The following is a 20,629-nucleotide window of genomic DNA, read 5'->3' on the forward strand; positions in this document are numbered from 1 at the left end:
ATGAAACTAATACTAACATCAATAAAAATTCAAATTAAAAAGATAAGAGCATATCCAAACGAGGCAAAGATGCTATTTTTGTATGCTTTGTTCAACGTCTATTCCATAATGTTTTTCTGGAGCATGATATTTTTAGTTACAGGAGTAAACAATAAAGATAGAAATCTCATATATTTGTTAGTAATGATGGGGACTTTGTCCCTTGGCATAGGAGAAATATTCTTTGGGCTTAGAGATTTTGAATATATGGTTCAGGACGGAAGTCTCGACAAGTATCTATATAGACCTAGGAATATGCTAATGATGATACTCATGGAAAAAGTACCATTTACAAACATGGTTCAGCAGATAATAATAGGTGGATTTGGAATTCACTATATAATAACAAAATTTGACATTGACGTACAAACAGTAAATGTATTTAAAAGCATGGGATTACTTTTATTTGGAAATATATATTATCATTTGATTTATGGGATGATTACAATGTTAAGCATTTGGATAGAAAAAATATCAACTTTAAGAGATTTAATATTTAATTTTTCAATTGCAAAAAACTATCCTTTAAAAATATTTCCTAAAACCTTACAAAATCTATTGACCTATGTAGTGCCAATAGCACTTACAACATATTATCCAACAGTAGTACTTATGGGCGGAAGAGTTAAGGAGTTTAAATACATTATAATTTCTTTCTTTTTCTTATGCTTCCTATTTACAAAGGTCTACAGAAATTGTATTAAGAAGTACAGTTCAAATGGAGGTTAAAATGCAAAGATATTTAAATAGATCCAAGATAGAAATATTAAAAGCAAGAGAATATGCTCTAACTTTTTTTACATCTATGCTATACGCTCCAATAAGCATATTGATACCGTTTTTTCTATGGAAATATATTTATAAATTTCAAAATGATTTGTCAGGAATGGAACTTAGAGAAATTCTATTTTATTTGATAACCATTGAAATTGTTCAGCTATCCTATTCAGATTTGATGGCGGAAGTTTATTATATTTTTCAAGATATAAACACAGGTGCTTTAGACATTGCAATTACAAAACCTATAAATTACTTATTAAGTAGATATTTTTCTGCTGTCGGAAGAGTTACAATAACATTACCCATGGGACTTATAAGCTTTATAGCTGTAGGGATATTTTTTAAAGCTTTAAATATAAATAATATAATATTTTTTACGCTATCACTGTTTTTAGGATTCACAATATTTTTTACAGTCCTTGGAATCTTAGGAATCTCTACCTTTTGGCTCAAGTCAGTACTAACATTAAGAGATATATTTTGGTTTATACTCGCAATATTTTCGGGACAGATATTTCCCTTAAAGATAATTGGAGATGGATTTTTCAAACATAATCCACTTGCTGGAATCTACTATATACCAAGTATAATAGTTCAAGAAAAAGACAAGATTTCACTTCTATTAGAACAGTTAATGTACTTAGGGATTTTTGTTGCTATACTTATGATAATGTGGAAAATTGGAATAAAAAAATATGAAAGCCAAGGCGGCTAAAATAAAAAAATAGAAATGTCACACAAATTTTTGTTTACTTTGAAAAAATAAGTGAAAACCATGTAAAAAACATTGAAAAACTTGACAATCACAAGCTTCGATGTTAAAATGTACTGGTGCAAAAGTGAAATGTTAGACATTTCTATTTTTTTGCTAAATAATTACACGGAGGTGAAAAATTTGCCAACAATTAATCAATTAGTTAGAAAAGGTAGACAAAGTAAGACTTACAAGTCAAAATCACCGGCTTTATCTGTTAATTTCAACACTTTGAAGAAAAGAAATACAACAGTTAACTCTCCACAAAAAAGAGGAGTATGTACTGCCGTTAGAACTGTAACACCTAAGAAACCTAACTCAGCCCTACGTAAGGTTGCGAGAGTTCGTTTAACAAATGGTATGGAAGTTGCTTCCTACATTCCAGGTATCGGACACAACCTACAAGAGCACAGCGTTGTTCTTATAAGAGGAGGAAGAGTAAAGGACTTACCAGGGGTTCGTTACCACATCGTTCGTGGTGCACTAGACACTGCTGGAGTTTCAGGTAGAATGCAAGGACGTTCTAAATACGGAGCTAAAAAGCCTAAATAAGAGATGGAAAAAAGATGCTTCAATGTTAAAATTTTAAGATAAATTCAGTTTATACTTTAATATACATTTGAGCACAGCGACAATGACAAATATGTCGAGTACCAATGAAATACTATATAGTAAGGAGGGAAGCGAAGTGCCAAGAAAAGGACATGTACCAAAGAGAGATGTAATGCCTGATCCAGTCTACAATGACAAAGTGGTTACAAAGCTAATCAACAACATTATGTTAGATGGAAAGAAGGGTGTAGCACAATCAATTGTTTATGGTGCTTTTGAAAAAGTAGCAGAAACTACTGGAGAAGACGCTTTAGAAGTATTCTACAAAGCATTAAACAACATTATGCCTGTTCTTGAAGTTAAATCAAGAAGAATAGGTGGTGCGAACTACCAAGTTCCTCTAGAAGTTAGACCAGAAAGAAGACAAACACTAGGTCTTAGATGGTTAACAACTTACTCTAGAAAAAGAGGAGAAAGAACTATGGTGGAAAGACTTTCAAAAGAAATCTTAGACGCGGCTAATAACACTGGTGGTAGTGTTAAGAAGAGAGAAGACGTTCATAAGATGGCAGAAGCAAATAAAGCATTTGCACATTATAGATTCTAATTACTGGGAAGGAGTAATAAGTTTTTATGGCAAGAGATTATTCTTTAAAAGATACTAGAAACATCGGAATAATGGCTCATATTGACGCTGGAAAGACTACAGTTACAGAACGTATTCTATACTATACGGGAAAAATCCATAAAATCGGTGATACTCATGACGGTGCAGCTCAAATGGACTGGATGGTCCAAGAGCAAGAAAAGGGTATTACTATTACTTCAGCTGCTACAACATGTATTTGGAAAAATAATAGAATTAATATTATTGATACACCGGGACACGTTGACTTTACAGTTGAAGTTGAGAGATCGCTTAGAGTATTGGACTCAGCAATAGCTTTATTTGATGCTAAGAGCGGTGTAGAACCTCAATCAGAAACCGTATGGAGACAAGCGGACAAATATGGCGTTCCAAGAATTTGCTTCATCAACAAGATGGATGCAACAGGAGCCGATTATTTCGAATCAATCAAGACAATAAAAGATAAATTAGGAGCTAATCCAGTTCCTCTAGAAATACCTATAGGAGCAGAACAAGATTTTGTAGGTTGTGTAGACCTTATTAGAATGAAAGCTATAATCTACAAAAACGACCTTGGAACAGAAATTGAAGAAACAGACGTTCCAGAAGATCTTAAGGAATTAGCAGAAGAATATAGAGCAAATCTGCTTGAAAACATAGCAGATCATGACGAAGATTTAATGATGAAGTACCTTGAAGGTGAAGAAATCACAGAAGAAGAGATTAAAAGAGCAATCAAAACTGCAACAGTTAATCTTTCAATGAACCCTGTATTCTGTGGTTCAGCATATAAGAACAAGGGTGTTCAACCACTACTTGACGCAATCATTGACTATATGCCATCACCATTAGACGTACCAGCAATTAAGGGAATTGACCCAGATACTGAAGAAGAAGCAGAAAGACATTCTTCAGACGAAGAACCATTCTCAGCACTTGCATTTAAAGTAGTTACAGACCCATATGTAGGAAAGCTAACATACTTCAGAGTTTACTCAGGGGTATTAGAAGCAGGATCATATGTATATAACTCATCAAAGGGCAAGAGAGAAAGAATGGGTCGTATCCTAATGATGCACGCAAACAAGAGAGAAGAAGTTGACGCAGTTTACGCAGGAGATATTGCTGCAGCTGTAGGACTTAAAGACACAGGTACAGGAGACACACTATGTGACGGGGACAATGAAATCGTACTTGAAAAGATGGAATTCCCAGAACCTGTAATCTCAGTTGCAATCGAACCAAAGACAAAAGCATCACAAGAAAAGATGAGTGTTGCACTTTCTAAACTAGCAGAAGAAGACCCAACATTCACAACACATACAAACGAAGAAACAGGTCAAACAATAATCTCAGGTATGGGAGAGCTGCACCTTGAAATTATCGTAGACAGACTACTAAGAGAATTCAAAGTAGAAGCTAACATCGGTAATCCACAAGTAGCTTACAGAGAATCTATCACAAAAGAAGCTGAAGCTGAAGGTAAATACATTAAGCAATCAGGTGGTAGAGGACAATACGGACATGCTAAGATTAAGATTGAACCACAAGAGCCAGGCGCAGGATTTGAATTTGTTAACGCAATCGTTGGAGGGGTTATCCCTAAAGAATATATCGGTTCCGTACAACAAGGTATCGAAGAAGCAGCTCAATCAGGTATACTTGGTGGATACCCAGTACTTGATATCAAAGTTACACTTTACGATGGTTCATACCACGACGTTGACTCTTCAGAAATGGCCTTCAAGATTGCAGGATCAATGGCTCTTAGAGCAGCGCTTGCAAAGGCAGGCCCAACACTACTTGAACCAATGGAAAAAGTAGAAATTACAACTCCAGACGAATACCTAGGAGACGTAATGGGAGATATCAACTCAAGAAGAGGTAAGATTCAAGGAATGAACCCTAAGAATGGAGTTCACATACTTGATGCATATGTACCACTTTCAGAAATGTTTGGATATGCAACAGACCTACGTTCAAACACACAAGGTCGTGCAACATATTCAATGATGTTTGATCACTACGAAAAAGTACCAAATACAATCGCAGAAAAAGTATTAGGCGATAAAGATAAAGAATAACTTCAATTTAGGAGGATTAAAATGGGAAAAGAAAAATTTGAGAGAACCAAACCGCATGTTAACATAGGAACAATAGGCCACGTTGACCACGGTAAAACAACATTAACAGCAGCAATCACATACGTATTAAACAAGAGATTCGGATCAGGAGAATTCGTTGACTATGCAAACATAGACAAGGCTCCAGAAGAAAGAGAAAGAGGAATCACAATCTCAACATCTCACGTAGAATACGAAACAGACGCTAGACACTATGCACACGTTGACTGTCCAGGTCACGCTGACTACGTAAAGAACATGATTACAGGAGCAGCACAAATGGACGGAGCAATACTAGTAGTATCAGCAGCAGACGGTCCAATGCCACAAACAAGAGAACACATTCTACTAGGAAGACAAGTAGGAATTCCAAAGATAATAGTATTCCTAAACAAAGAAGACCAAGTAGATGACCCAGAACTAATCGAATTAGTAGAAATGGAAGTTAGAGACCTACTAAACGAATACGACTACGACGGAGACAACACACCAATCGTAGTAGGATCAGCACTAAAAGCATTAGAAGAACCAGACGGAGAATGGGGAGATAAGATCGTTGAACTAATGAAAGAAGTAGACGAATACATCCCACAACCAGAAAGAGACACAGACCTACCATTCCTAATGCCAGTAGAAGACATCTTCTCAATCACAGGAAGAGGAACAGTAGCAACAGGAAGAATCGAAAGAGGAACCCTAAAAGTTGGAGACAACGTAGAAATCGTAGGACTAACAGAAGAAAAGAGAACAGTAGTAGTAACAGGAGTAGAAATGTTCAAGAAGCTTCTAGAACAAGCAGAAGCAGGAGATAACATCGGAGCACTACTAAGAGGAGTTCAAAGAGAAGAAATCGAAAGAGGACAAGTATTAGCAGCTCCAGGAACAATTCACCCACACACAAAGTTCGAAGCAGAAGTGTACGTATTAACAAAAGATGAAGGTGGAAGACATACACCATTCTTCTCAGGATACAGACCACAATTCTTCTTCAGAACAACAGACGTAACAGGAGATATTCAATTAGAAGAAGGCGTAGAAATGGTAATGCCAGGAGATAACGCAAAATTCACAATCGAATTAATCACACCTATCGCTATAGAAGAAGGACTACGTTTTGCAATCAGAGAAGGTGGTAGAACAGTAGGAGCAGGTGTTGTTACAAAAATTCTTGGATAATTAAATTTAGAGAGAGTCCCTATGGGGCTCTTTTTTTCGTTAGCTTTAGAGATCGAGCACTCAGCCCACTTATTGATTTAAGATTCTTAATAGAATTAAATTATAAAAGTAAGATAAACTTTGATTTTAAAACTGAGTGCTTGGTTTTCTGTCAAGCACTCAAATTGTTATACTAAAATTTTTTATTACCACAATGCTTGCTTAATTGAAATATTTATTTTCAAATAGTGGGTTGAGTGCTCGATGAATGGAATTCAGCCCCTGATTGATTTAACATTCCGTATATAATTAAAATTTGAAAGTATGATAAACTTTGATTTCAAAACTGAGTGCTTGGTTAAACAACAAATAAAAACTATCATAAAGAAATATTATAAGAAAGTGGACCAGTTTTCAATTATAAGAGTGGACTATTTTTCAGTTGACATTTACATGTTTTTACTGCGTAATATCTTGTTTGCAATGTGTTTGGTAAATATCAGTGTTTTTTTGGTACAATATTATTCATAGAGAGTATCCTTTCTTTTGTTTTTTGATTACTTCAATTATAAAGGATATCTCTCTATTTTTTATTTAATTGGTCTCACATCAATTGTAACGCTACATTAAAAAAATTAATTCAAGGAAAACACTTGCACGATTTATTTATTTGTATTACAATTTAATTAAATAAAATATTTTGAAGGAGGATTCTTATGGGATCATTTATTAGTGCCGAAAGTACTTGGATACTTTGGGCTGTGTTGGCATCATGTGCTGCTCTTGCAATATTCTTGGAACAAAAATATACATGGGCAAGCAAGGTTACAGGATGTATTTTGGCTTTGACTTTTACTTTAATTTTGTCAAACCTTAAAATTATTCCAACAGAAGCACCTGTTTACGATGCTGTTTGGGATTATATAGTTCCTTTGGCTGTACCAATGTTGTTATTTAACGCTGATATCAAAAAAATTGGTAGAGATTCAGGAAGAGTTTTAATTATTTATTTATTTAGTGGTATTGGAACTGTTTTAGGTGGATTTGTTGCATACTTTGCTTTGAAGAATGCAATTCCTGCTTTGAACAACATCGTTCCAATGTTTGTGGGTACTTATACTGGTGGTTCAGTAAACTTCGTTGCAATGAGTCAACAGTACGAGGTTCCTGGAGCTACTGTATCAGCTGCATTAGTTGCAGATAACTTACTTATGGCTTTATATTTCTTCACATTGATGGCGCTTCCAACAATGGCTGTTATCAAAAAACATTACAAGATGCCTCTTGTTAACGCTTTGGAAGAACAGTCAGAATCTGACAAGGAAGCTAATAAAACTATGGCTGCAAAATATTGGGGAGCAAAAGAAATCTCCCTTAAAGATATTGCTTTCACAGTAGCATTATCATTTGTTATCGTAGCTATTTCTGACAAATTAGCCACTGTTTTTGGAAACTTATTCTCAGGCGAAGGAGCTGGAAGTGCAATTTTAGGTGGATTATTGGGAAATAAATACTTGTTAATGACTACATTTACTATGATAATTGCATCAGTATTCCCTAAACAAATTTCATCTATCAGAGGTAGCCAAGAAATTGGTACTTTCTTGATTTATTTGTTCTTTGCAGTTATTGGAGCTCCAGCTTCAATAGGATTGATTTTGAGAGAATCTCCATTGTTATTAATATTCGCATTAATCGTTGTATTAATCAACTTAATAGTTTCATTGATATTTGGAAAACTTTTCAAATTCAACATCGAAGAAATCATTATCGCATCAAATGCGAATGTCGGTGGACCAACTACTGCAGCAGCAATGGCTGTATCAAAAGGTTGGACAGAACTTATCGTTCCTGCACTTCTGGTAGGTACTTTAGGTTATGTAATTGGTAACTATTACGGTGTTCTTTCGGGAATATTGTTACATTAATTTAGAAATATGAACACATTCTTTGGGTTAACCTCAAAGAATGTGTTTGTTTGAAGAGTAATTTGAAAAAAGGAGAAAATATGTTAGAAAATTTAAAACCAGAAAGAGTGTTTCATTATTTTGAAGAATTGACTAAAATTCCTAGAGAATCTGGAAATGAACAAGCAGTGAGTGATTTCTTGTACAAGACTGGTAAAGAACTAAGACTTGAAACAATCCAAGACGAAAGCAACAATATTATTATTAGAAAACCAGCTCATCCAGACTATGTGGATCATCCTTCAGTTGTAATTCAAGGCCACATGGATATGGTCGCAGAAAAAGCTGACGGAGTTGAACATGACTTTTCAACAGATCCTATTCCTCTTGTTGTAGATGGTGACTGGGTTAAAACAGAAGGTACTACTTTGGGAGCAGATGATGGTATTGCAAGTGCTATTGGACTTGCAATCATGGAAGATAAAAATGCTAAGCACCCTGCACTTGAGTTGTTGGTTACAACTAATGAAGAAACTACAATGGTCGGTGCGAGAGCTTTGAAGAGAGAAAATATCAAAGGCAGAAAACTTTTGAATATTGACGCCGAAGTAGAAGGAATTTTGTTGTCTGGTTGTTCCGGTGGACACAATATAATTGGTACGAAAAAACTAAATTATGTGGACAATAAAATGAAAAACACTTTTGTGATGAACATCAACAACATGCTTGGTGGTCACTCAGGAATGGAAATTCACCAACAAAGAGGTAACTCCATCAAATTTGCACGTGAAGCTTTGAAATTGGTAGAAGAAAAATCTCCTGTAGCACTTGTTAGCATCGAAGGCGGAACAAAACACAACGCTATTCCAAGAGATGCGAAGGTTGTGTTCAGTTCTAACGAAGACGATTACGATATTGATTTTTCTGATTTGATTGCAAAATATCCATTGGATAAGGATATGAGAGTTAAAATCGAAAAATGTGAAAATGCCGAAAAAGTTTTGGATGAAAATGACAAAAAAGATATCTTATCTTTCATAGAAGATGTTCCTCACGGAGTTTACAGCATGATGAAGGAATACCCAGATATCGTTGAATGCTCAAATAACTTGGCGATTTTCGAAATAAAAGATTATGTGTTGAAGGTAACCATTTCTCTTAGAAGTTCAAACCCAGAAACTTTCGATGCACACACTGAAGATGTGTCAAAAGTTTATGAAAAATACGGATTTGAAGTTAAAAAGGAAGATTATTACAAACCATGGGCATTTGCAAAAGATTCTGAATTGAGAAACTTGGCGCTTGAAACATATAAAGATTTGTTTGGAAAAGAAATGAAGGTTGAAGTAGTTCACGCAGCATTGGAACCAGCAGTATTTATCGACACATTCCCAGACATGGAAATGATATCAATAGGACCTACAATGAAAGACGTTCACAGCCCTAAAGAAAGACTTTCGGTAGAATCAACACAAAGAACTTACGAATTTGTGAAATCACTTTTAGAAAGACTTTAATATTTGATAATAAATCACACCAATCGCTATAGAAGAAGGACTACGTTTTGCAATCAGAGAAGGTGGTAGAACAGTAGGAGCAGGTGTTGTTACAAAAATTCTTGGATAATTAAATTTAGAGAGAGTCCCTATGGGGCTCTTTTTTTTAACCTACAACTCAAGATTGATTAATTTTATATCTTGAGTTGTAGATTAATCGAGCACTCAGCCCCCTGATTGATTTAAGATTCTTAATAGAATTAAATTTTAAAAGTATGATAAACTTTGATTTCAAAACTGAGTGCTTGATGTTTTTAATTTTATCAAGCACTCAAATTGTTATACTAAAATTTTTTATTACCACAATGCTTGCTTAATTGGAACATTTATTTTTAAATAGTGGGTTGAGTGCTCGAAGTGCTCGACTTGGTTTTTTGCGAACACACAAATTTCCAACCTCTAATTTCTTATTTCTCACTTCTGTACAACAGCCCAGCACGAGAAAATATTTACAAACTTACAAGACAATCAATGAAAACGTTTTGTAAAAAAACAAAGCTATGATATAATAATATAAATTTAAATAAAACATAAAGGAGGCTACTATGAAAAAACAAAACAGAATAATTGTAATACTGCTATGCTTTGTTTCAATATTCCTAGTATCATGCGGAAAAGACGGTGGTTACAAAAAGAACTTTGCAAACAAAGACTATGTGCATCTCTTTACACCGGAAGACAAAGAATACTTTAGTGGATCCATAGCAAACGCCATTATGCTTAAAGAAGACAAATTAATAATAAGTGAAATGGTTGAAAATGAAATGTATAAGCAAAAGAAAAGCAAATCAGAATCAGGGCCGGAATTTTTTTTAAACGAAAGAGAGTACTTAAACCCAGTTTACGACAAAGAAAATAATCAAATAAAAGCAGATGAACTAGAAGAGATAATCAAAGTAAACGAAAAGGGCGAAATAGAATATAAAGGAAAAATTTATATAAACGACCCAGGAGTAAAAGAAACAGAAAATAAATAACTATATTTAAATAGGAGAAGCTATGAAAAAGTCAAAAATATTATTTCATTTACTGTCAATACTGCTTTCGGTATTGCTACTACTTAACTACTATAAGGTTTTTTACAAAGCATTCCCTACTCGTGCAGGAATGGAAGAGTTAGTAATAGCACTGTTCACAATATATGCTATGGAAAAAATCTTAAACTTTATTAAATACTTAATTGAAGGAAAAGAAGAAAATGTAGAAAGTTTTTTAGATTCCTTAAAAGGAGAAGACGTATAATTAAGTAAAATGAAGACCAAACACTAAAACTTTGATGGTGTTTGGTCATTTTATTTCTCGAGTCTAGTTAAGTGAGTCAAGTCGAGTCGAGCACTCAGCCCACTGTAAATGAATTTATAATTATCATTAGAGCAAATATTATAGGAACAATAAACTTTAGTCAAAAACTGAGTGCTTGAAGTGCTCGACTTGATTAAAATTGAAATAGCGTGGTATATATAAATAAGGAGGAGAGTATGAAAGACTTAACAAAAATATTATTAGAATACTTCGAAGGAAACAAAGTTAGCCCAAACGAAGTTTCATCCATACTAGAAGAATTAAAAATAGACGTTCTAGACAAGATGTTTGGCGATGAAGGAGAATGGGTTCTAAAAAAACAAGGTAATGTAGAAGCCTTCGACAAAGAAAAGATTTATAATTCCATTGCATCCACATCAGATGAAGCGGGAGCAGGAATGACAAAAGGAGATATTTCACTTATTACAGAAGATGTTCTTAAAAAAATGAAATCCATAAGGAGAAATGTCTACCCAACAAAAGAAATTAGAGGCTATGTGAAAGAGGCTCTAGAAGAAAACGGATATAATAAAGTACTTAATCAATATAATAAAAAGTAAAAAAGTCTTCAAATGAAGGCTTTTTTCTTTTTCTAGGTAATTTCTACAGTTAATCCAAAATCAACAACATTTCAACAATTAATTTTTGCCCATTTTTTCAAATAAAAATATGATACTATTATTATAACGATAGAAAAATTTTCAAGGAGGCATTATGAAGATAACAATTTTAGAACCTCTTGCTGTTAAAGAGGATATATTAAAAGATATTTTTAAAAAGCTTACTGAAAGTGGACATACATTAGAAATTTATGATCATCTTGCAAAAGACGAAAAGGAACAAATTGAAAGGGTAAAGGACACTGACATCCTAGTTATTGCAAATAGCCCTCTTAGGGAAGATGTTATAAAAAGTGCGAAGAATTTAAAGATGATTGCAGTTGCATTTACTGGCTTTGACCATGTGGATATGGAAGCTTGTAAGGAAAAAAACATTCTTGTTTCAAATGCTTCCGGATATGCAAATACTGCCGTGGCGGAACTTTCCGTTGGGATGGCCCTTGAACTATATAGAAATATAATTGCAATGGATGAAAAAACAAGGGACCTTAAGACAAAAGCTGGATATAGATTTAGAGAGCTTAAGGGAAAAGTTGTTGGTGTTATAGGAACTGGGGCAATTGGTTCTGAAACTGCAAAACTATTTCATGCCTTTGGTTGTGATATTCTTGCATATTCAAATAGTGAAAACAAAGAGGTTTTAGATTTAGGCGGAAAGTATGTAAGTCTTGAAGAACTTTTAAAAAGTTCAGATGTTGTAACGGTTCACCTACCTTATAATAAAACCACGGAAAGACTTATTGGGGAAAAGGAATTTAATTTAATGAAGGAAGACGCAGTCTTCATTAACTGTGCAAGGGGTCAAGTTGTGGAAAACGAAGCGTTAAAAAATGCACTTAATAATGATGTGATTGCAGGAGCTGGAATAGATGTGTTTGATAAAGAGCCACCTCTTTTAGAAAATGATCCAGTAATAAATTCCAAAAATGTTTTGGTAACTCCACATATAGGTTACTTTACAGAAGAGGCCATGATAAGTAGAGCAGAGATTACTGTAGACAATATTGTTGGATTCTTGAATAATAATCCAATGAATGTGGTTTCATAGGTAATGGAGAAAAAGACTTATGAAAAGAGAAGAGGCTAGAGATTTTTTATTTTGGATTCTTTTTATTATCATTTGCTTTTTCTATATTAAGACTGAAGGTTCATTTATGTTTAAAAAGATTCACATCGGAGATGAAACTTTAACTTATAACGAAGTTCAGGGTAATTCCGTATTCTCTACAGGAAAAAAGTTTGGTATTGGAGAAAAAATTACAGGTAGATACTTGGATGTAACACTACAAGATGTTTCGGTTACATCAGATATTTCCAATCTAAAAGTTCCTGGAGGAGAGATGGACCATGTTATAGATGGAAGACTTGAAGAAGGATATAAGGTGATTAAGTTACGCTTTAAGGTTGATAGTAAGAGTGATGTGACTGAAGAAATATACTTCAGTGATGAGTTAAAGCTAAGAGATAAATTAAAATTAAAAGGGGCTAACTCATACTTGGTTTTACAAAGTGAAGTAAATAAAGAATTACCCAATCAACCAGCTTTAATAAAATTTCCGCCTAATGAAAGTAAAGACTACTATATGGCATATATATTTCCAGAATCAGAAATAAACAAGTTTTATGGTTCAAATGCGACTTTTAATTTATATTTGCCATTAGAGGAAAAATATAAATATGACCAAGGTGAGAAAATAGTTTTTAAATTGGAGGAAAATTATGTTAAATAAAAAGAAAACACTAATTCTTATAACCATATTAATTTTAGTAATACTATCACTTGCGTATATATTAACTGGAGGAGGAACTTCTCTTAACAAGGTTGAAGTAGGTGGAAAAACTTTGAAAATCAAGGACAATGAAGGTCTATCTGGATTTACAAGTGGAGAAAAATATGGGATTAAAAATACAATAGTTGGAAGATATTTAGATGTAACTTTAGACGGTGTTGAAGTTACAAAGGATTTGTCCAATATGAAAAGTCCCAATAAAGATGATGAAGAATTTTTAGAAAACGGGAACTTAAAAGATGGATATAATATTATTCGCATGGATTTTACTATTAAAAACAAAGGGGATCAAGAAGAAGAGTTAAATTTATTCAGCTATTTAAAAGGAGAAGAATATTCTGAGTGGAAAAAGGTTGCAACTGAGCTAAATGAAGAAGATTTAATTCACAGTCCATTTTTGTATAAAATGAAACCAGGAGAAGTTAAAGATATATCCATAGGATTTGTATCTTCTGATGAAGATTTTGAAAAAGCAAAGAATAGTGAATTAAGTTATCAGATTCGACTACCTCTAAGGGAAAAAGTTAAAGATAAGGAAGAAGATCAAGTAGAATATCAAGTAGAATATTTTTATTTTAATATAGACAAATAATTGTCGGGAATAAGAGATGAAGCAATTACTAAAAAATAATTTAAAAAACAATTTAAAACAATTTATGCCCTTAGTAATTCTTGCCATAGTAATAGTTTTGAAATTTTCTTCTATAAGTGGTGGAGAGTTAAGGGACTATTACTTTTATTTTTATGAGGGAATGGATTTGTTCGAACCAGGTGGTTCTCAAATTTTTGAGTTGCCATATATATGGTTTTTGTTACACTCATATATACTTTTTCTTGTAGGCCGAGACTGTAGTGACGAACTTAATGTACTTGAGACAAAATTATTATTTGAAAAGGGAAAGTTTAAGTTTCAAATTATGAAATTTGTATCGTTATTACTTAAAGTGCTATTTTCTATGATTTTATTTTTAGGATGTATTTTTATTTTTAAAGAAACCATAGGAAGATTTATACAAAACTTTGAAGAGATAAATTATTTTAGTGAAGAATATTTTCCTGTGGAGCTATATAAGGATGTTGTTCTATATAAAACAATTATGTGTTCAGTTCTTGGCATATTGATATTTGGATCTTTATTACAGATTTTATCCTATTTCACAGATAGCAAGATAGCATTTTTAATAATAAATCTTATTATGATAACAGGTCTATTTACTGGAAAATCTTTTTTACTGATAAATGGAATGATGATAAGGAGATATTTTTACTCTTTATCCACAGGGGTATATTTATTGTTATTTGTAGCTATTTGTTTAATAGCCACTTTGACAATTAAATTTAAAGAAAAACATAGAGACTATTTGGGAGTGTTTAGATGATTAAAATAGTAAATGTAACAAAAAAGTTTGGAGAAAACAAAGTTCTTGATGATGTGAACTTAATATTTGAACCAGGCAAGATATATGGAATACAAGGGAAAAATGGTTCAGGAAAAACTATGCTTATGAGAGCAATTTCAGGATTGCTATCATTAAATGAAGGCGAGGTTGAAGTCTTTGGAGAAGTTATTGGTGTTGACAGAGATTTTCCTAAGAGTGCAGGCATACTGATTGAACACCCAGGGCTTCTACCGGAAATTTCTGGTTTTGAAAATTTAAAGACGGTAATGAGTATAAATAAAATTGTAAGTGATGAGGAAATTAAGAAGGCTATGTCTAACTTTGATCTTGATCCAAACTCTAACTTAAAAGTAAAAAAATATTCCCTTGGTATGAAACAAAAAGTTGGAATCTTGATGGCTATTTTGGAAAGACCACAGGTTGTTATTTTAGATGAACCTACCAATGGGTTGGATGAAGCTTCTGTTGAAAAGTTTAAGGATATGATTTTAAATTTAAAAGATGACTCAAGAGTTATTATTGTGGCTTCCCATGACAGGGAAGGGCTTGAAGAGATTAGCGATGAAATAATAAAAATGGAACTTGGGAGGGTTATAAGTTGAAAAAGAGGCACTTAAAATTAACTCTTCTGATTGTAATATCGCTTTTTCTTTTATATGTAATTATTGGAGCTTATAGGATAAACAAAAAATATCCAGATTATATAAATGAAAACTACAAAATAGGAGATGTTTTTCCTTTTGGTTTAAATGAGGATATTATAATCAAGACTACAGACATGAGGTTTGAAGATTATCCTGAAGAGATGAAAGAAAATGAAGATTTTGAAAAAGTGTTATTGGTGGATTTTGAACTAGAGAACAAGAGTGACAAGGAACTTGGATTTACGCCATTATTATGTTCTTTTAGAAATGATAGAGGTTATGTAAACGGTGTAAACTATGAACTTTTTTTTTACTATAATTCAGAGGAAGAATATAGCAAATTCGAAAAGCAACAATTTAAGGGCAAAGCAAAAGCAAAAATTACTCTGGCATTTACTACGGACTACCATGAGAGCAGGGAGTTATCAGAAGAAGAGCTTGAAAAATATTATATTGTAGTGGCAAAATATCCCAAGTATCAAAGAATTTTTTTAAGGAGATAGTATGGAAATTTTTAAGATTGAATTAAAAAGAGCATTTAATAATAAAAAGTTTTGGATTGCCATAGGGATTGGTTTTTTGCTATCAATATATAACTTTTATTCTAATTTTGGGCTTAATGAGTTCTATGAGTTTGGTGTAGAGTATCAAAAATATACTTTGGAAGCACCAAACAACTTATTCGTTTCAAATATAATAAGTTCTCCATTGGAACTTCCAATTACACTTTTTTTATATTCTGTAGTTATACTTGGAGCTTTACCATTTGCAGATTCCTATGTGGAAGACAAGGTCACAGGTTATAGTAAAAATCTTTTAAGTCGTTCAAATAGAAGAGATTATTTTGTTTCAAAGTGGATTAATGTATTTATAACTGGTTTTGTAGTTTCAATGACAATAATCATCTTTAACTTCATGTTAAATATTACAATAATGCCACTGCTACATCCATTTATTGAAGGTGCAGGAAATAGTTACGATCAAGAAACATCAGAGTTTTTAAAGTTTCTATTTGTTGAACATCCAGTGTTACATCACTTTTTATTTGCAACCTTATTAAGCCTATATGTGGGAACTTTTTCAAGCTTTGGACTACTTACATCTGCTTTTAGTGACAACAGATTTATTGCTATACTTACACCATTTTTGTTAACTCAAGCCATATCAGTTATTCAAAATTCATTAAGAATAGCAAATCTTTATACACCTAAGGATATAAACACTGGAAATGGTCAGATAAATTTGAAGTTTGCAATACTTGAAGTGGTAGTGCTTTCCATTATCTCTTTTGTAGTTTTTACATTTGTTGAAAACAAAAGGAGGCTTAAACTTGGAGTTTAGATTTAAAATGAAATATTTTCTTTCCACCTGTATATTACTATTTGTTGTAATATTCATATTGAGCTATTTAAAATACACAACAATGATACTTCCTTATTCAAATCCAGGAACACCCCATTGCTATATGGACCTTGTAAACTTTATTTATAATGAATCAACATTTTTTGGATTTTTTATGCTCTTTCCAATTTTTCTGGAAGAGATACTTGAAAGACGTGAACTATATAGTGAATCTATGATAGTAAGACATAAAAGTTTTAAAGAGATTTTTGGAAGGGAAATAAAAAATATTTTTCTAAAGAACTGCGTATATATGCTAATTATAATTATTTCTATTTTTTTAGTTGTAAAGTTATTAGGAGAGTCGCCTAATATTATTAACTGGAATGTGGAAGAGTCTTTTTTTGTGAAAAGTGGAAACCCATCTACAAATAATTTGGGCTTAACAGTGACATTATTTTTCACTGCAATATTTTTAATCAACTTTCTAGTGAGTTTTATTACAAAGCTTGGATATTTTTATAATAGAAACTTTTATCAGGGATTTGTTTTTTGCTTTATGATGATGGTTCTTGATATTTTAGGTTCGAACTTTTTGAAAAAAATGATTTTCCCAGTACTTGGATTTAGTAAAGGTTTTGTAGTTTCAATAATAAGTCAATTGATTTTACTACTCTTGATAATAGTAGTAACAAAATTATTTGAAAGAAAAGGTAAGGAAAGATATTTGAACAATATAATAAAAGATAAAAACATGGATTAAAAAAGACATCTCGTGAGAGATGTCTCTATTTAAGTTTATTAAAGTCAATAACTTCATCAAAGCTATTTAAGTATTCGTCAGTGTAGTGGTGGGTGATTACAATTTTTATTGGAACTTCGATGTCTGCGATAAGTTTTGTAATTCCCTCCACATTTACAGGGTCCAGGTTTGCAGTGGGTTCATCCAGTATTAGGCAGTATGGATTGTCCAAAAGTGCCCTTGCTATTGCAATTCTTTGGTACTCTCCCGATGAAATATATTTTCCTTCGTTTCCAAGGCTTTCTTTTTCTATAAATGAGTCATCAAAGCCAACGAGTTTAGCAACTCTCCTAACCTCGCTCTCTGGAATATCTCGATACATTCTGATATTTTCTTTTATGTTATCGTTTAGGATAAAGCTATTTGTTCCAATATAACGAACGTATTCGTTTAAACTTGACGGCTTTATATCTCTCTTTTCGGTGCCGTTATAATAAATATCTCCCAAGTAGTTTTCGTAATAGCCAGCCAGTGATTTTGCCAGTACCGACTTTCCTGATCCAGATGGACCTATAATTGCATAGGATTTATTTGGTTCGAATTTAAAATTTAAATCCTTCAAAACTTCCTTTTCATCAAAGCTTATACCATAATCTTTTAGAATAATTTCGCCCTTGCTCATTTCGGTTCCCTTTTCATCAATGTCAACTAAAAATGGTTCAAGCTTATCTCTAATAACTTTATTTGACTTCATAAGATTACGATATTGTGCAATTTCACTAATGGGGCTAAAGACAAAGTTTAAGATTTGAACAGCTGCAATAAGCATTCCAGTTGTGATTTCACCTTTCATAGTAAAGATTGCACCAATCATCATGCAGCCTATATGTGAAAGAAATGAAATTCCTGAAATTGCGTATAGGGTTCCATAGTCTGCAAGCTTTTTATTCATTCTTGCATTTTCCATCTTAGCGTCTTTAGATAAAATTTTGTTGTAAATTGCCTTTGTAATATTAAGTAGTTTGATTGACTCAAAGCCAGAAAGAATATTGTCCAGCTCCTCAACATAGCTTTCGTACTCATTTGAAAAGTTTTCTGCTGCTCTAGTTTGTATTCCAACAAAGAGCTTAGGGACTAGGGATACTATAAACATCATGGCTAAGAATAACAGTGACATTTTTATGTTTATATAAAAAAGAGCTGCCAAACTTACAATTAGTCCACCAAGGGAAACTATTATCTCATATGTGAAAGAAAGGTAGTTTGTGTTAATCTGTTCCAGGTCTTGAGTCAAGGTGTTGTAATAATACGAAACCTTTTTCTCTTGAAACTTGTAGATTGGACTTGTGAAGATATTTTTAAAAAACTTTTCCTTTGTGTCAGTAAGTATCTTTTCGCTAAACTTTCCACCAAGGTATGAATACAATATACCAAGAACAATAATTGAAACTAATATGACGACTGCATATATACCGATACTTTTTAAATCCTTTGCAGTGCCCTTGGTAATGGTGTCAATAATTGATGCCAATATGTAAGCTACGCCTATGTTTGCTGCTTTAAGTAAAATTCCCACAAAGATTGTAAGAAGCCATAGGGCTCTGTGTTTTTTAATTATATTTTTCATTGCGCCTCCTTTTGTAAAAAAACGATTACATATGTAATTGTAAACTAATAGCTATAAAAAGGCAAAGACATCTGTGTTTTATTTAAAATTATTTAACTTTTAATTTCTTATATCTAACTTCTCACCTCTCATTATTTGGGTATAAAAATAATAGTTGGAAAATAAGTAAAGAAAAAATAAAGGAGGATATTATGGCATTTTCAATGAAGGACAAGAACGTAGTCATTACTGGTGGTAATAAGGGAATCGGTGCAGGTATTACAGAAGTTTTCTTGAAAGAGGGAGCAAATGTAGTCTTCACTGGAAGAGATGAAGAAGGTGGAAAGAGCTTTGAAGATGAGTTAAAAGAAAAAGGTTATAATGCAAAGTTTTTTAAGGCTGATGTAACAAGTGAAGAAGATACTAAGAAACTATATGAATATGCTGAAAAGGAAATGGGAAGTATTGATATAATTCTTCTTAATGCGGGATATTTTCCAGAAATATCTTTAGAGGAAATGTCTGTAGAAGATTGGGATAATGTAATTGGTATAAATTTAAAGGGAGTATTTTTAAATACTAAAGAAGGTGTTAAATATCTTAAGGATGGCGGAAGAATTGTCGTAACATCATCCATAACTGGAAATAGAGTTGGAAACTCTTCGCTAGTTCACTATGCTTCTGCAAAGGCTGGTGTAAATGGATTTATAAAATCAGTTGCCCTTGATCTTGCTAAGAAAAACATTACAATAAATGGAGTGGAACCTGGAAATATTATGACTCCGGGAATGGAAAATGTACTTGGAGAAAGATATATTGAAAACCAAGAGAGGGTTATTCCAATGGGATACCTTGGAGAACCTGAAGACATTGCCTATGCAATAATGTTTTTAGCATCTGATGAAGCGAAGTATATTACTGGACAAACTATTGTTGTTGATGGTGGACAAATCCTTCCAGAGTCACCACTTGAAATGTAAATAAATATGCCAAATATTTCGGATCTTTTTAAAAATTTAACAAAAGAAGAAATTGATTCTTTTATAAAAGAAAATAAGGGTCTTAGAATAAGTCTTAAAAGAGGGGAAGAGGTTTTTTCTCAAGGAAAGATTCCAAACTATTTATTTATACTAGAAGAGGGTTCTGTTGTTGTAGAAAATATATCTGAAAATGGCAACAGATCCATTGTAAATAGGTTTTCAAATCCGGGAACTGTTTTTGGGGAAGTCTACCTTTATCTTCCAGAAAGGCCCTATGACTACAGCTGCGTTTGTGATGTTGATTCAACAATACTAGCCATTCCAAAAACTGCATTTGTTATGAACAGTGACAATTTTAAGAATAGCAAAGTGGTTAACAATATGCTCTTGATTTTGTCACAGAAAGCTTTTTACTTAAACCAAAAGCTTCTTATACAATCGGGAAAGACTTTACGGGAAAAGCTGTCTCGTTTCTTTTTAAGTAATTCAAAGGAGTCCTCTTTGGAACTTGAGTTTAATAGGGAAGAGCTTGCAGATTTTTTGGGTGTCACTAGACCATCTATTTCTAGAGAGATTATGAATATGAAAAGGGATGGTCTTATTGATGTGGTTGGAAATAAGGTAATCCTTAATAAAGAAAAATTAGAAAATCTTTTTTAATGTAACAATTGTTACAGAACTTGCCTTCTTATAATTGATAAAATCAATAA

The 20,629-nt window shown here is 32.8% G+C and carries 22 protein-coding genes and 1 pseudogene; 22 read left to right on the forward strand and 1 reads right to left on the reverse strand.

Annotation, left to right across the window (positions count from 1 at the left end; all coding sequences use genetic code 11):
- From L6651_RS07400 to L6651_RS07495, 20 genes and pseudogenes are all read left to right on the forward strand, one after another.
- The gene (locus L6651_RS07400) at window positions 1-768 is read left to right on the forward strand and encodes an ABC-2 family transporter protein (RefSeq protein WP_237037306.1); all 768 of its coding nucleotides are present in this window, start codon (window positions 1-3) and stop codon (window positions 766-768) included.
- 1 nt (window position 769) lies between these two features.
- Window positions 770-1,534, forward strand: a complete 765-nt coding sequence (locus tag L6651_RS07405; protein ID WP_237037307.1) for an ABC-2 family transporter protein — start codon at window positions 770-772, stop codon at window positions 1,532-1,534.
- Between the two features lie 180 nt (window positions 1,535-1,714).
- Window positions 1,715-2,125: a 30S ribosomal protein S12 gene (rpsL, locus tag L6651_RS07410; protein ID WP_055078613.1), complete on the forward strand. Its 411-nt coding sequence runs from the start codon at window positions 1,715-1,717 to the stop codon at window positions 2,123-2,125.
- A 136-nt stretch (window positions 2,126-2,261) separates the two neighbouring features.
- The gene (gene rpsG / locus L6651_RS07415) at window positions 2,262-2,732 is read left to right on the forward strand and encodes a 30S ribosomal protein S7 (RefSeq protein WP_237037308.1); all 471 of its coding nucleotides are present in this window, start codon (window positions 2,262-2,264) and stop codon (window positions 2,730-2,732) included.
- Window positions 2,733-2,758: 26 nt separating this feature from the next.
- A complete protein-coding gene (gene fusA / locus L6651_RS07420) occupies window positions 2,759-4,837 on the forward strand; it encodes an elongation factor G (protein ID WP_237037309.1) in 2,079 nt (692 codons plus the stop codon).
- 21 nt (window positions 4,838-4,858) lie between these two features.
- A complete protein-coding gene (gene tuf, locus L6651_RS07425) occupies window positions 4,859-6,052 on the forward strand; it encodes an elongation factor Tu (RefSeq protein ID WP_237037310.1) in 1,194 nt (397 codons plus the stop codon).
- A 695-nt stretch (window positions 6,053-6,747) separates the two neighbouring features.
- Window positions 6,748-7,959 (forward strand): DUF819 family protein, encoded by a 1,212-nt coding sequence (locus L6651_RS07430; RefSeq protein ID WP_237037311.1) that lies wholly within the window; start codon window positions 6,748-6,750, stop codon window positions 7,957-7,959.
- Window positions 7,960-8,039: 80 nt separating this feature from the next.
- Window positions 8,040-9,455 (forward strand): beta-Ala-His dipeptidase, encoded by a 1,416-nt coding sequence (pepD, locus tag L6651_RS07435; protein ID WP_237037312.1) that lies wholly within the window; start codon window positions 8,040-8,042, stop codon window positions 9,453-9,455.
- Between the two features lie 13 nt (window positions 9,456-9,468).
- A pseudogene (locus L6651_RS07440) lies at window positions 9,469-9,564 on the forward strand (EF-Tu C-terminal domain-related protein); the annotation flags it as partial.
- 475 nt (window positions 9,565-10,039) lie between these two features.
- Complete coding sequence (locus tag L6651_RS07445; protein WP_237037313.1) at window positions 10,040-10,471, forward strand: hypothetical protein; 432 nt, start codon at window positions 10,040-10,042, stop codon at window positions 10,469-10,471.
- Window positions 10,472-10,493: 22 nt separating this feature from the next.
- A complete protein-coding gene (locus L6651_RS07450; protein ID WP_237037314.1) occupies window positions 10,494-10,736 on the forward strand; it encodes a hypothetical protein in 243 nt (80 codons plus the stop codon).
- A 236-nt stretch (window positions 10,737-10,972) separates the two neighbouring features.
- Window positions 10,973-11,356, forward strand: coding sequence for an ATP cone domain-containing protein (locus L6651_RS07455; protein ID WP_237037315.1), 384 nt, complete (start codon window positions 10,973-10,975; stop codon window positions 11,354-11,356).
- 154 nt (window positions 11,357-11,510) lie between these two features.
- On the forward strand, window positions 11,511-12,464 hold the full coding sequence (locus tag L6651_RS07460) for an NAD(P)-dependent oxidoreductase (protein ID WP_237037316.1): 954 nt from the start codon (window positions 11,511-11,513) through the stop codon (window positions 12,462-12,464).
- Window positions 12,465-12,483: 19 nt separating this feature from the next.
- The gene (locus L6651_RS07465) at window positions 12,484-13,146 is read left to right on the forward strand and encodes a hypothetical protein (RefSeq protein ID WP_237037317.1); all 663 of its coding nucleotides are present in this window, start codon (window positions 12,484-12,486) and stop codon (window positions 13,144-13,146) included.
- Window positions 13,136-13,798 carry a hypothetical protein gene (locus tag L6651_RS07470; protein WP_237037318.1) on the forward strand — a complete coding sequence of 221 codons (663 nt, stop codon included), beginning with the start codon at window positions 13,136-13,138 and terminating at the stop codon, window positions 13,796-13,798. Before L6651_RS07465 ends, L6651_RS07470 begins: the two co-directional genes overlap by 11 nt.
- A 16-nt stretch (window positions 13,799-13,814) precedes the next feature.
- Window positions 13,815-14,585, forward strand: a complete 771-nt coding sequence (locus L6651_RS07475; protein ID WP_237037319.1) for a hypothetical protein — start codon at window positions 13,815-13,817, stop codon at window positions 14,583-14,585.
- Window positions 14,582-15,208 carry an ABC transporter ATP-binding protein gene (locus tag L6651_RS07480; protein ID WP_237037320.1) on the forward strand — a complete coding sequence of 209 codons (627 nt, stop codon included), beginning with the start codon at window positions 14,582-14,584 and terminating at the stop codon, window positions 15,206-15,208. The genes L6651_RS07475 and L6651_RS07480 overlap by 4 nt, the downstream gene beginning before the upstream one ends.
- Window positions 15,205-15,753, forward strand: a complete 549-nt coding sequence (locus L6651_RS07485) for a hypothetical protein (protein ID WP_237037321.1) — start codon at window positions 15,205-15,207, stop codon at window positions 15,751-15,753. The genes L6651_RS07480 and L6651_RS07485 overlap by 4 nt, the downstream gene beginning before the upstream one ends.
- Window position 15,754: 1 nt before the next feature.
- The gene (locus tag L6651_RS07490) at window positions 15,755-16,591 is read left to right on the forward strand and encodes an ABC transporter permease (protein ID WP_237037322.1); all 837 of its coding nucleotides are present in this window, start codon (window positions 15,755-15,757) and stop codon (window positions 16,589-16,591) included.
- Window positions 16,581-17,354 (forward strand): hypothetical protein, encoded by a 774-nt coding sequence (locus tag L6651_RS07495; RefSeq protein WP_237037323.1) that lies wholly within the window; start codon window positions 16,581-16,583, stop codon window positions 17,352-17,354. The genes L6651_RS07490 and L6651_RS07495 overlap by 11 nt, the downstream gene beginning before the upstream one ends.
- A 25-nt stretch (window positions 17,355-17,379) precedes the next feature.
- Here L6651_RS07495 and L6651_RS07500 read toward each other — a convergent pair whose 3' ends face one another.
- A complete protein-coding gene (locus tag L6651_RS07500; protein ID WP_237037324.1) occupies window positions 17,380-18,960 on the reverse strand; it encodes an ABC transporter transmembrane domain-containing protein in 1,581 nt (526 codons plus the stop codon).
- Window positions 18,961-19,151: 191 nt separating this feature from the next.
- On the opposite strand from L6651_RS07500, the gene L6651_RS07505 reads away from it, so the two are divergent.
- Together L6651_RS07505 and L6651_RS07510 are read left to right on the forward strand one after the other, a co-directional pair.
- A complete protein-coding gene (locus L6651_RS07505; RefSeq protein ID WP_237037325.1) occupies window positions 19,152-19,919 on the forward strand; it encodes an SDR family NAD(P)-dependent oxidoreductase in 768 nt (255 codons plus the stop codon).
- Between the two features lie 6 nt (window positions 19,920-19,925).
- On the forward strand, window positions 19,926-20,579 hold the full coding sequence (locus L6651_RS07510; RefSeq protein ID WP_237037326.1) for a Crp/Fnr family transcriptional regulator: 654 nt from the start codon (window positions 19,926-19,928) through the stop codon (window positions 20,577-20,579).
- Window positions 20,580-20,629 lie beyond the last annotated feature (50 nt).

Origin of the sequence: Mediannikoviicoccus vaginalis (genome assembly GCF_928097925.1) — a bacterium.
GTDB lineage: Bacteria > Bacillota > Clostridia > Tissierellales > Peptoniphilaceae > Mediannikoviicoccus > Mediannikoviicoccus vaginalis.

What these genes read in the sequence shown, in the direction of transcription:
- L6651_RS07400 (WP_237037306.1), top strand. Translation starts at nt 1, where the DNA reads ATGAAACTAATACTAACATCAATAAAAATTCAAATTAAAAAGATAAGA.
- L6651_RS07405 (WP_237037307.1), top strand. Translation starts at nt 770, where the DNA reads ATGCAAAGATATTTAAATAGATCCAAGATAGAAATATTAAAAGCAAGA.
- fusA (WP_237037309.1), top strand. Translation starts at nt 2,759, where the DNA reads ATGGCAAGAGATTATTCTTTAAAAGATACTAGAAACATCGGAATAATG.
- tuf (WP_237037310.1), top strand. Translation starts at nt 4,859, where the DNA reads ATGGGAAAAGAAAAATTTGAGAGAACCAAACCGCATGTTAACATAGGA.
- L6651_RS07430 (WP_237037311.1), top strand. Translation starts at nt 6,748, where the DNA reads ATGGGATCATTTATTAGTGCCGAAAGTACTTGGATACTTTGGGCTGTG.
- pepD (WP_237037312.1), top strand. Translation starts at nt 8,040, where the DNA reads ATGTTAGAAAATTTAAAACCAGAAAGAGTGTTTCATTATTTTGAAGAA.
- L6651_RS07445 (WP_237037313.1), top strand. Translation starts at nt 10,040, where the DNA reads ATGAAAAAACAAAACAGAATAATTGTAATACTGCTATGCTTTGTTTCA.
- L6651_RS07450 (WP_237037314.1), top strand. Translation starts at nt 10,494, where the DNA reads ATGAAAAAGTCAAAAATATTATTTCATTTACTGTCAATACTGCTTTCG.
- L6651_RS07455 (WP_237037315.1), top strand. Translation starts at nt 10,973, where the DNA reads ATGAAAGACTTAACAAAAATATTATTAGAATACTTCGAAGGAAACAAA.
- L6651_RS07460 (WP_237037316.1), top strand. Translation starts at nt 11,511, where the DNA reads ATGAAGATAACAATTTTAGAACCTCTTGCTGTTAAAGAGGATATATTA.
- L6651_RS07465 (WP_237037317.1), top strand. Translation starts at nt 12,484, where the DNA reads ATGAAAAGAGAAGAGGCTAGAGATTTTTTATTTTGGATTCTTTTTATT.
- L6651_RS07470 (WP_237037318.1), top strand. Translation starts at nt 13,136, where the DNA reads ATGTTAAATAAAAAGAAAACACTAATTCTTATAACCATATTAATTTTA.
- L6651_RS07475 (WP_237037319.1), top strand. Translation starts at nt 13,815, where the DNA reads ATGAAGCAATTACTAAAAAATAATTTAAAAAACAATTTAAAACAATTT.
- L6651_RS07480 (WP_237037320.1), top strand. Translation starts at nt 14,582, where the DNA reads ATGATTAAAATAGTAAATGTAACAAAAAAGTTTGGAGAAAACAAAGTT.
- L6651_RS07490 (WP_237037322.1), top strand. Translation starts at nt 15,755, where the DNA reads ATGGAAATTTTTAAGATTGAATTAAAAAGAGCATTTAATAATAAAAAG.
- L6651_RS07500 (WP_237037324.1), bottom strand. Translation starts at nt 18,960, where the DNA reads ATGAAAAATATAATTAAAAAACACAGAGCCCTATGGCTTCTTACAATC.
- L6651_RS07505 (WP_237037325.1), top strand. Translation starts at nt 19,152, where the DNA reads ATGGCATTTTCAATGAAGGACAAGAACGTAGTCATTACTGGTGGTAAT.
- L6651_RS07510 (WP_237037326.1), top strand. Translation starts at nt 19,926, where the DNA reads ATGCCAAATATTTCGGATCTTTTTAAAAATTTAACAAAAGAAGAAATT.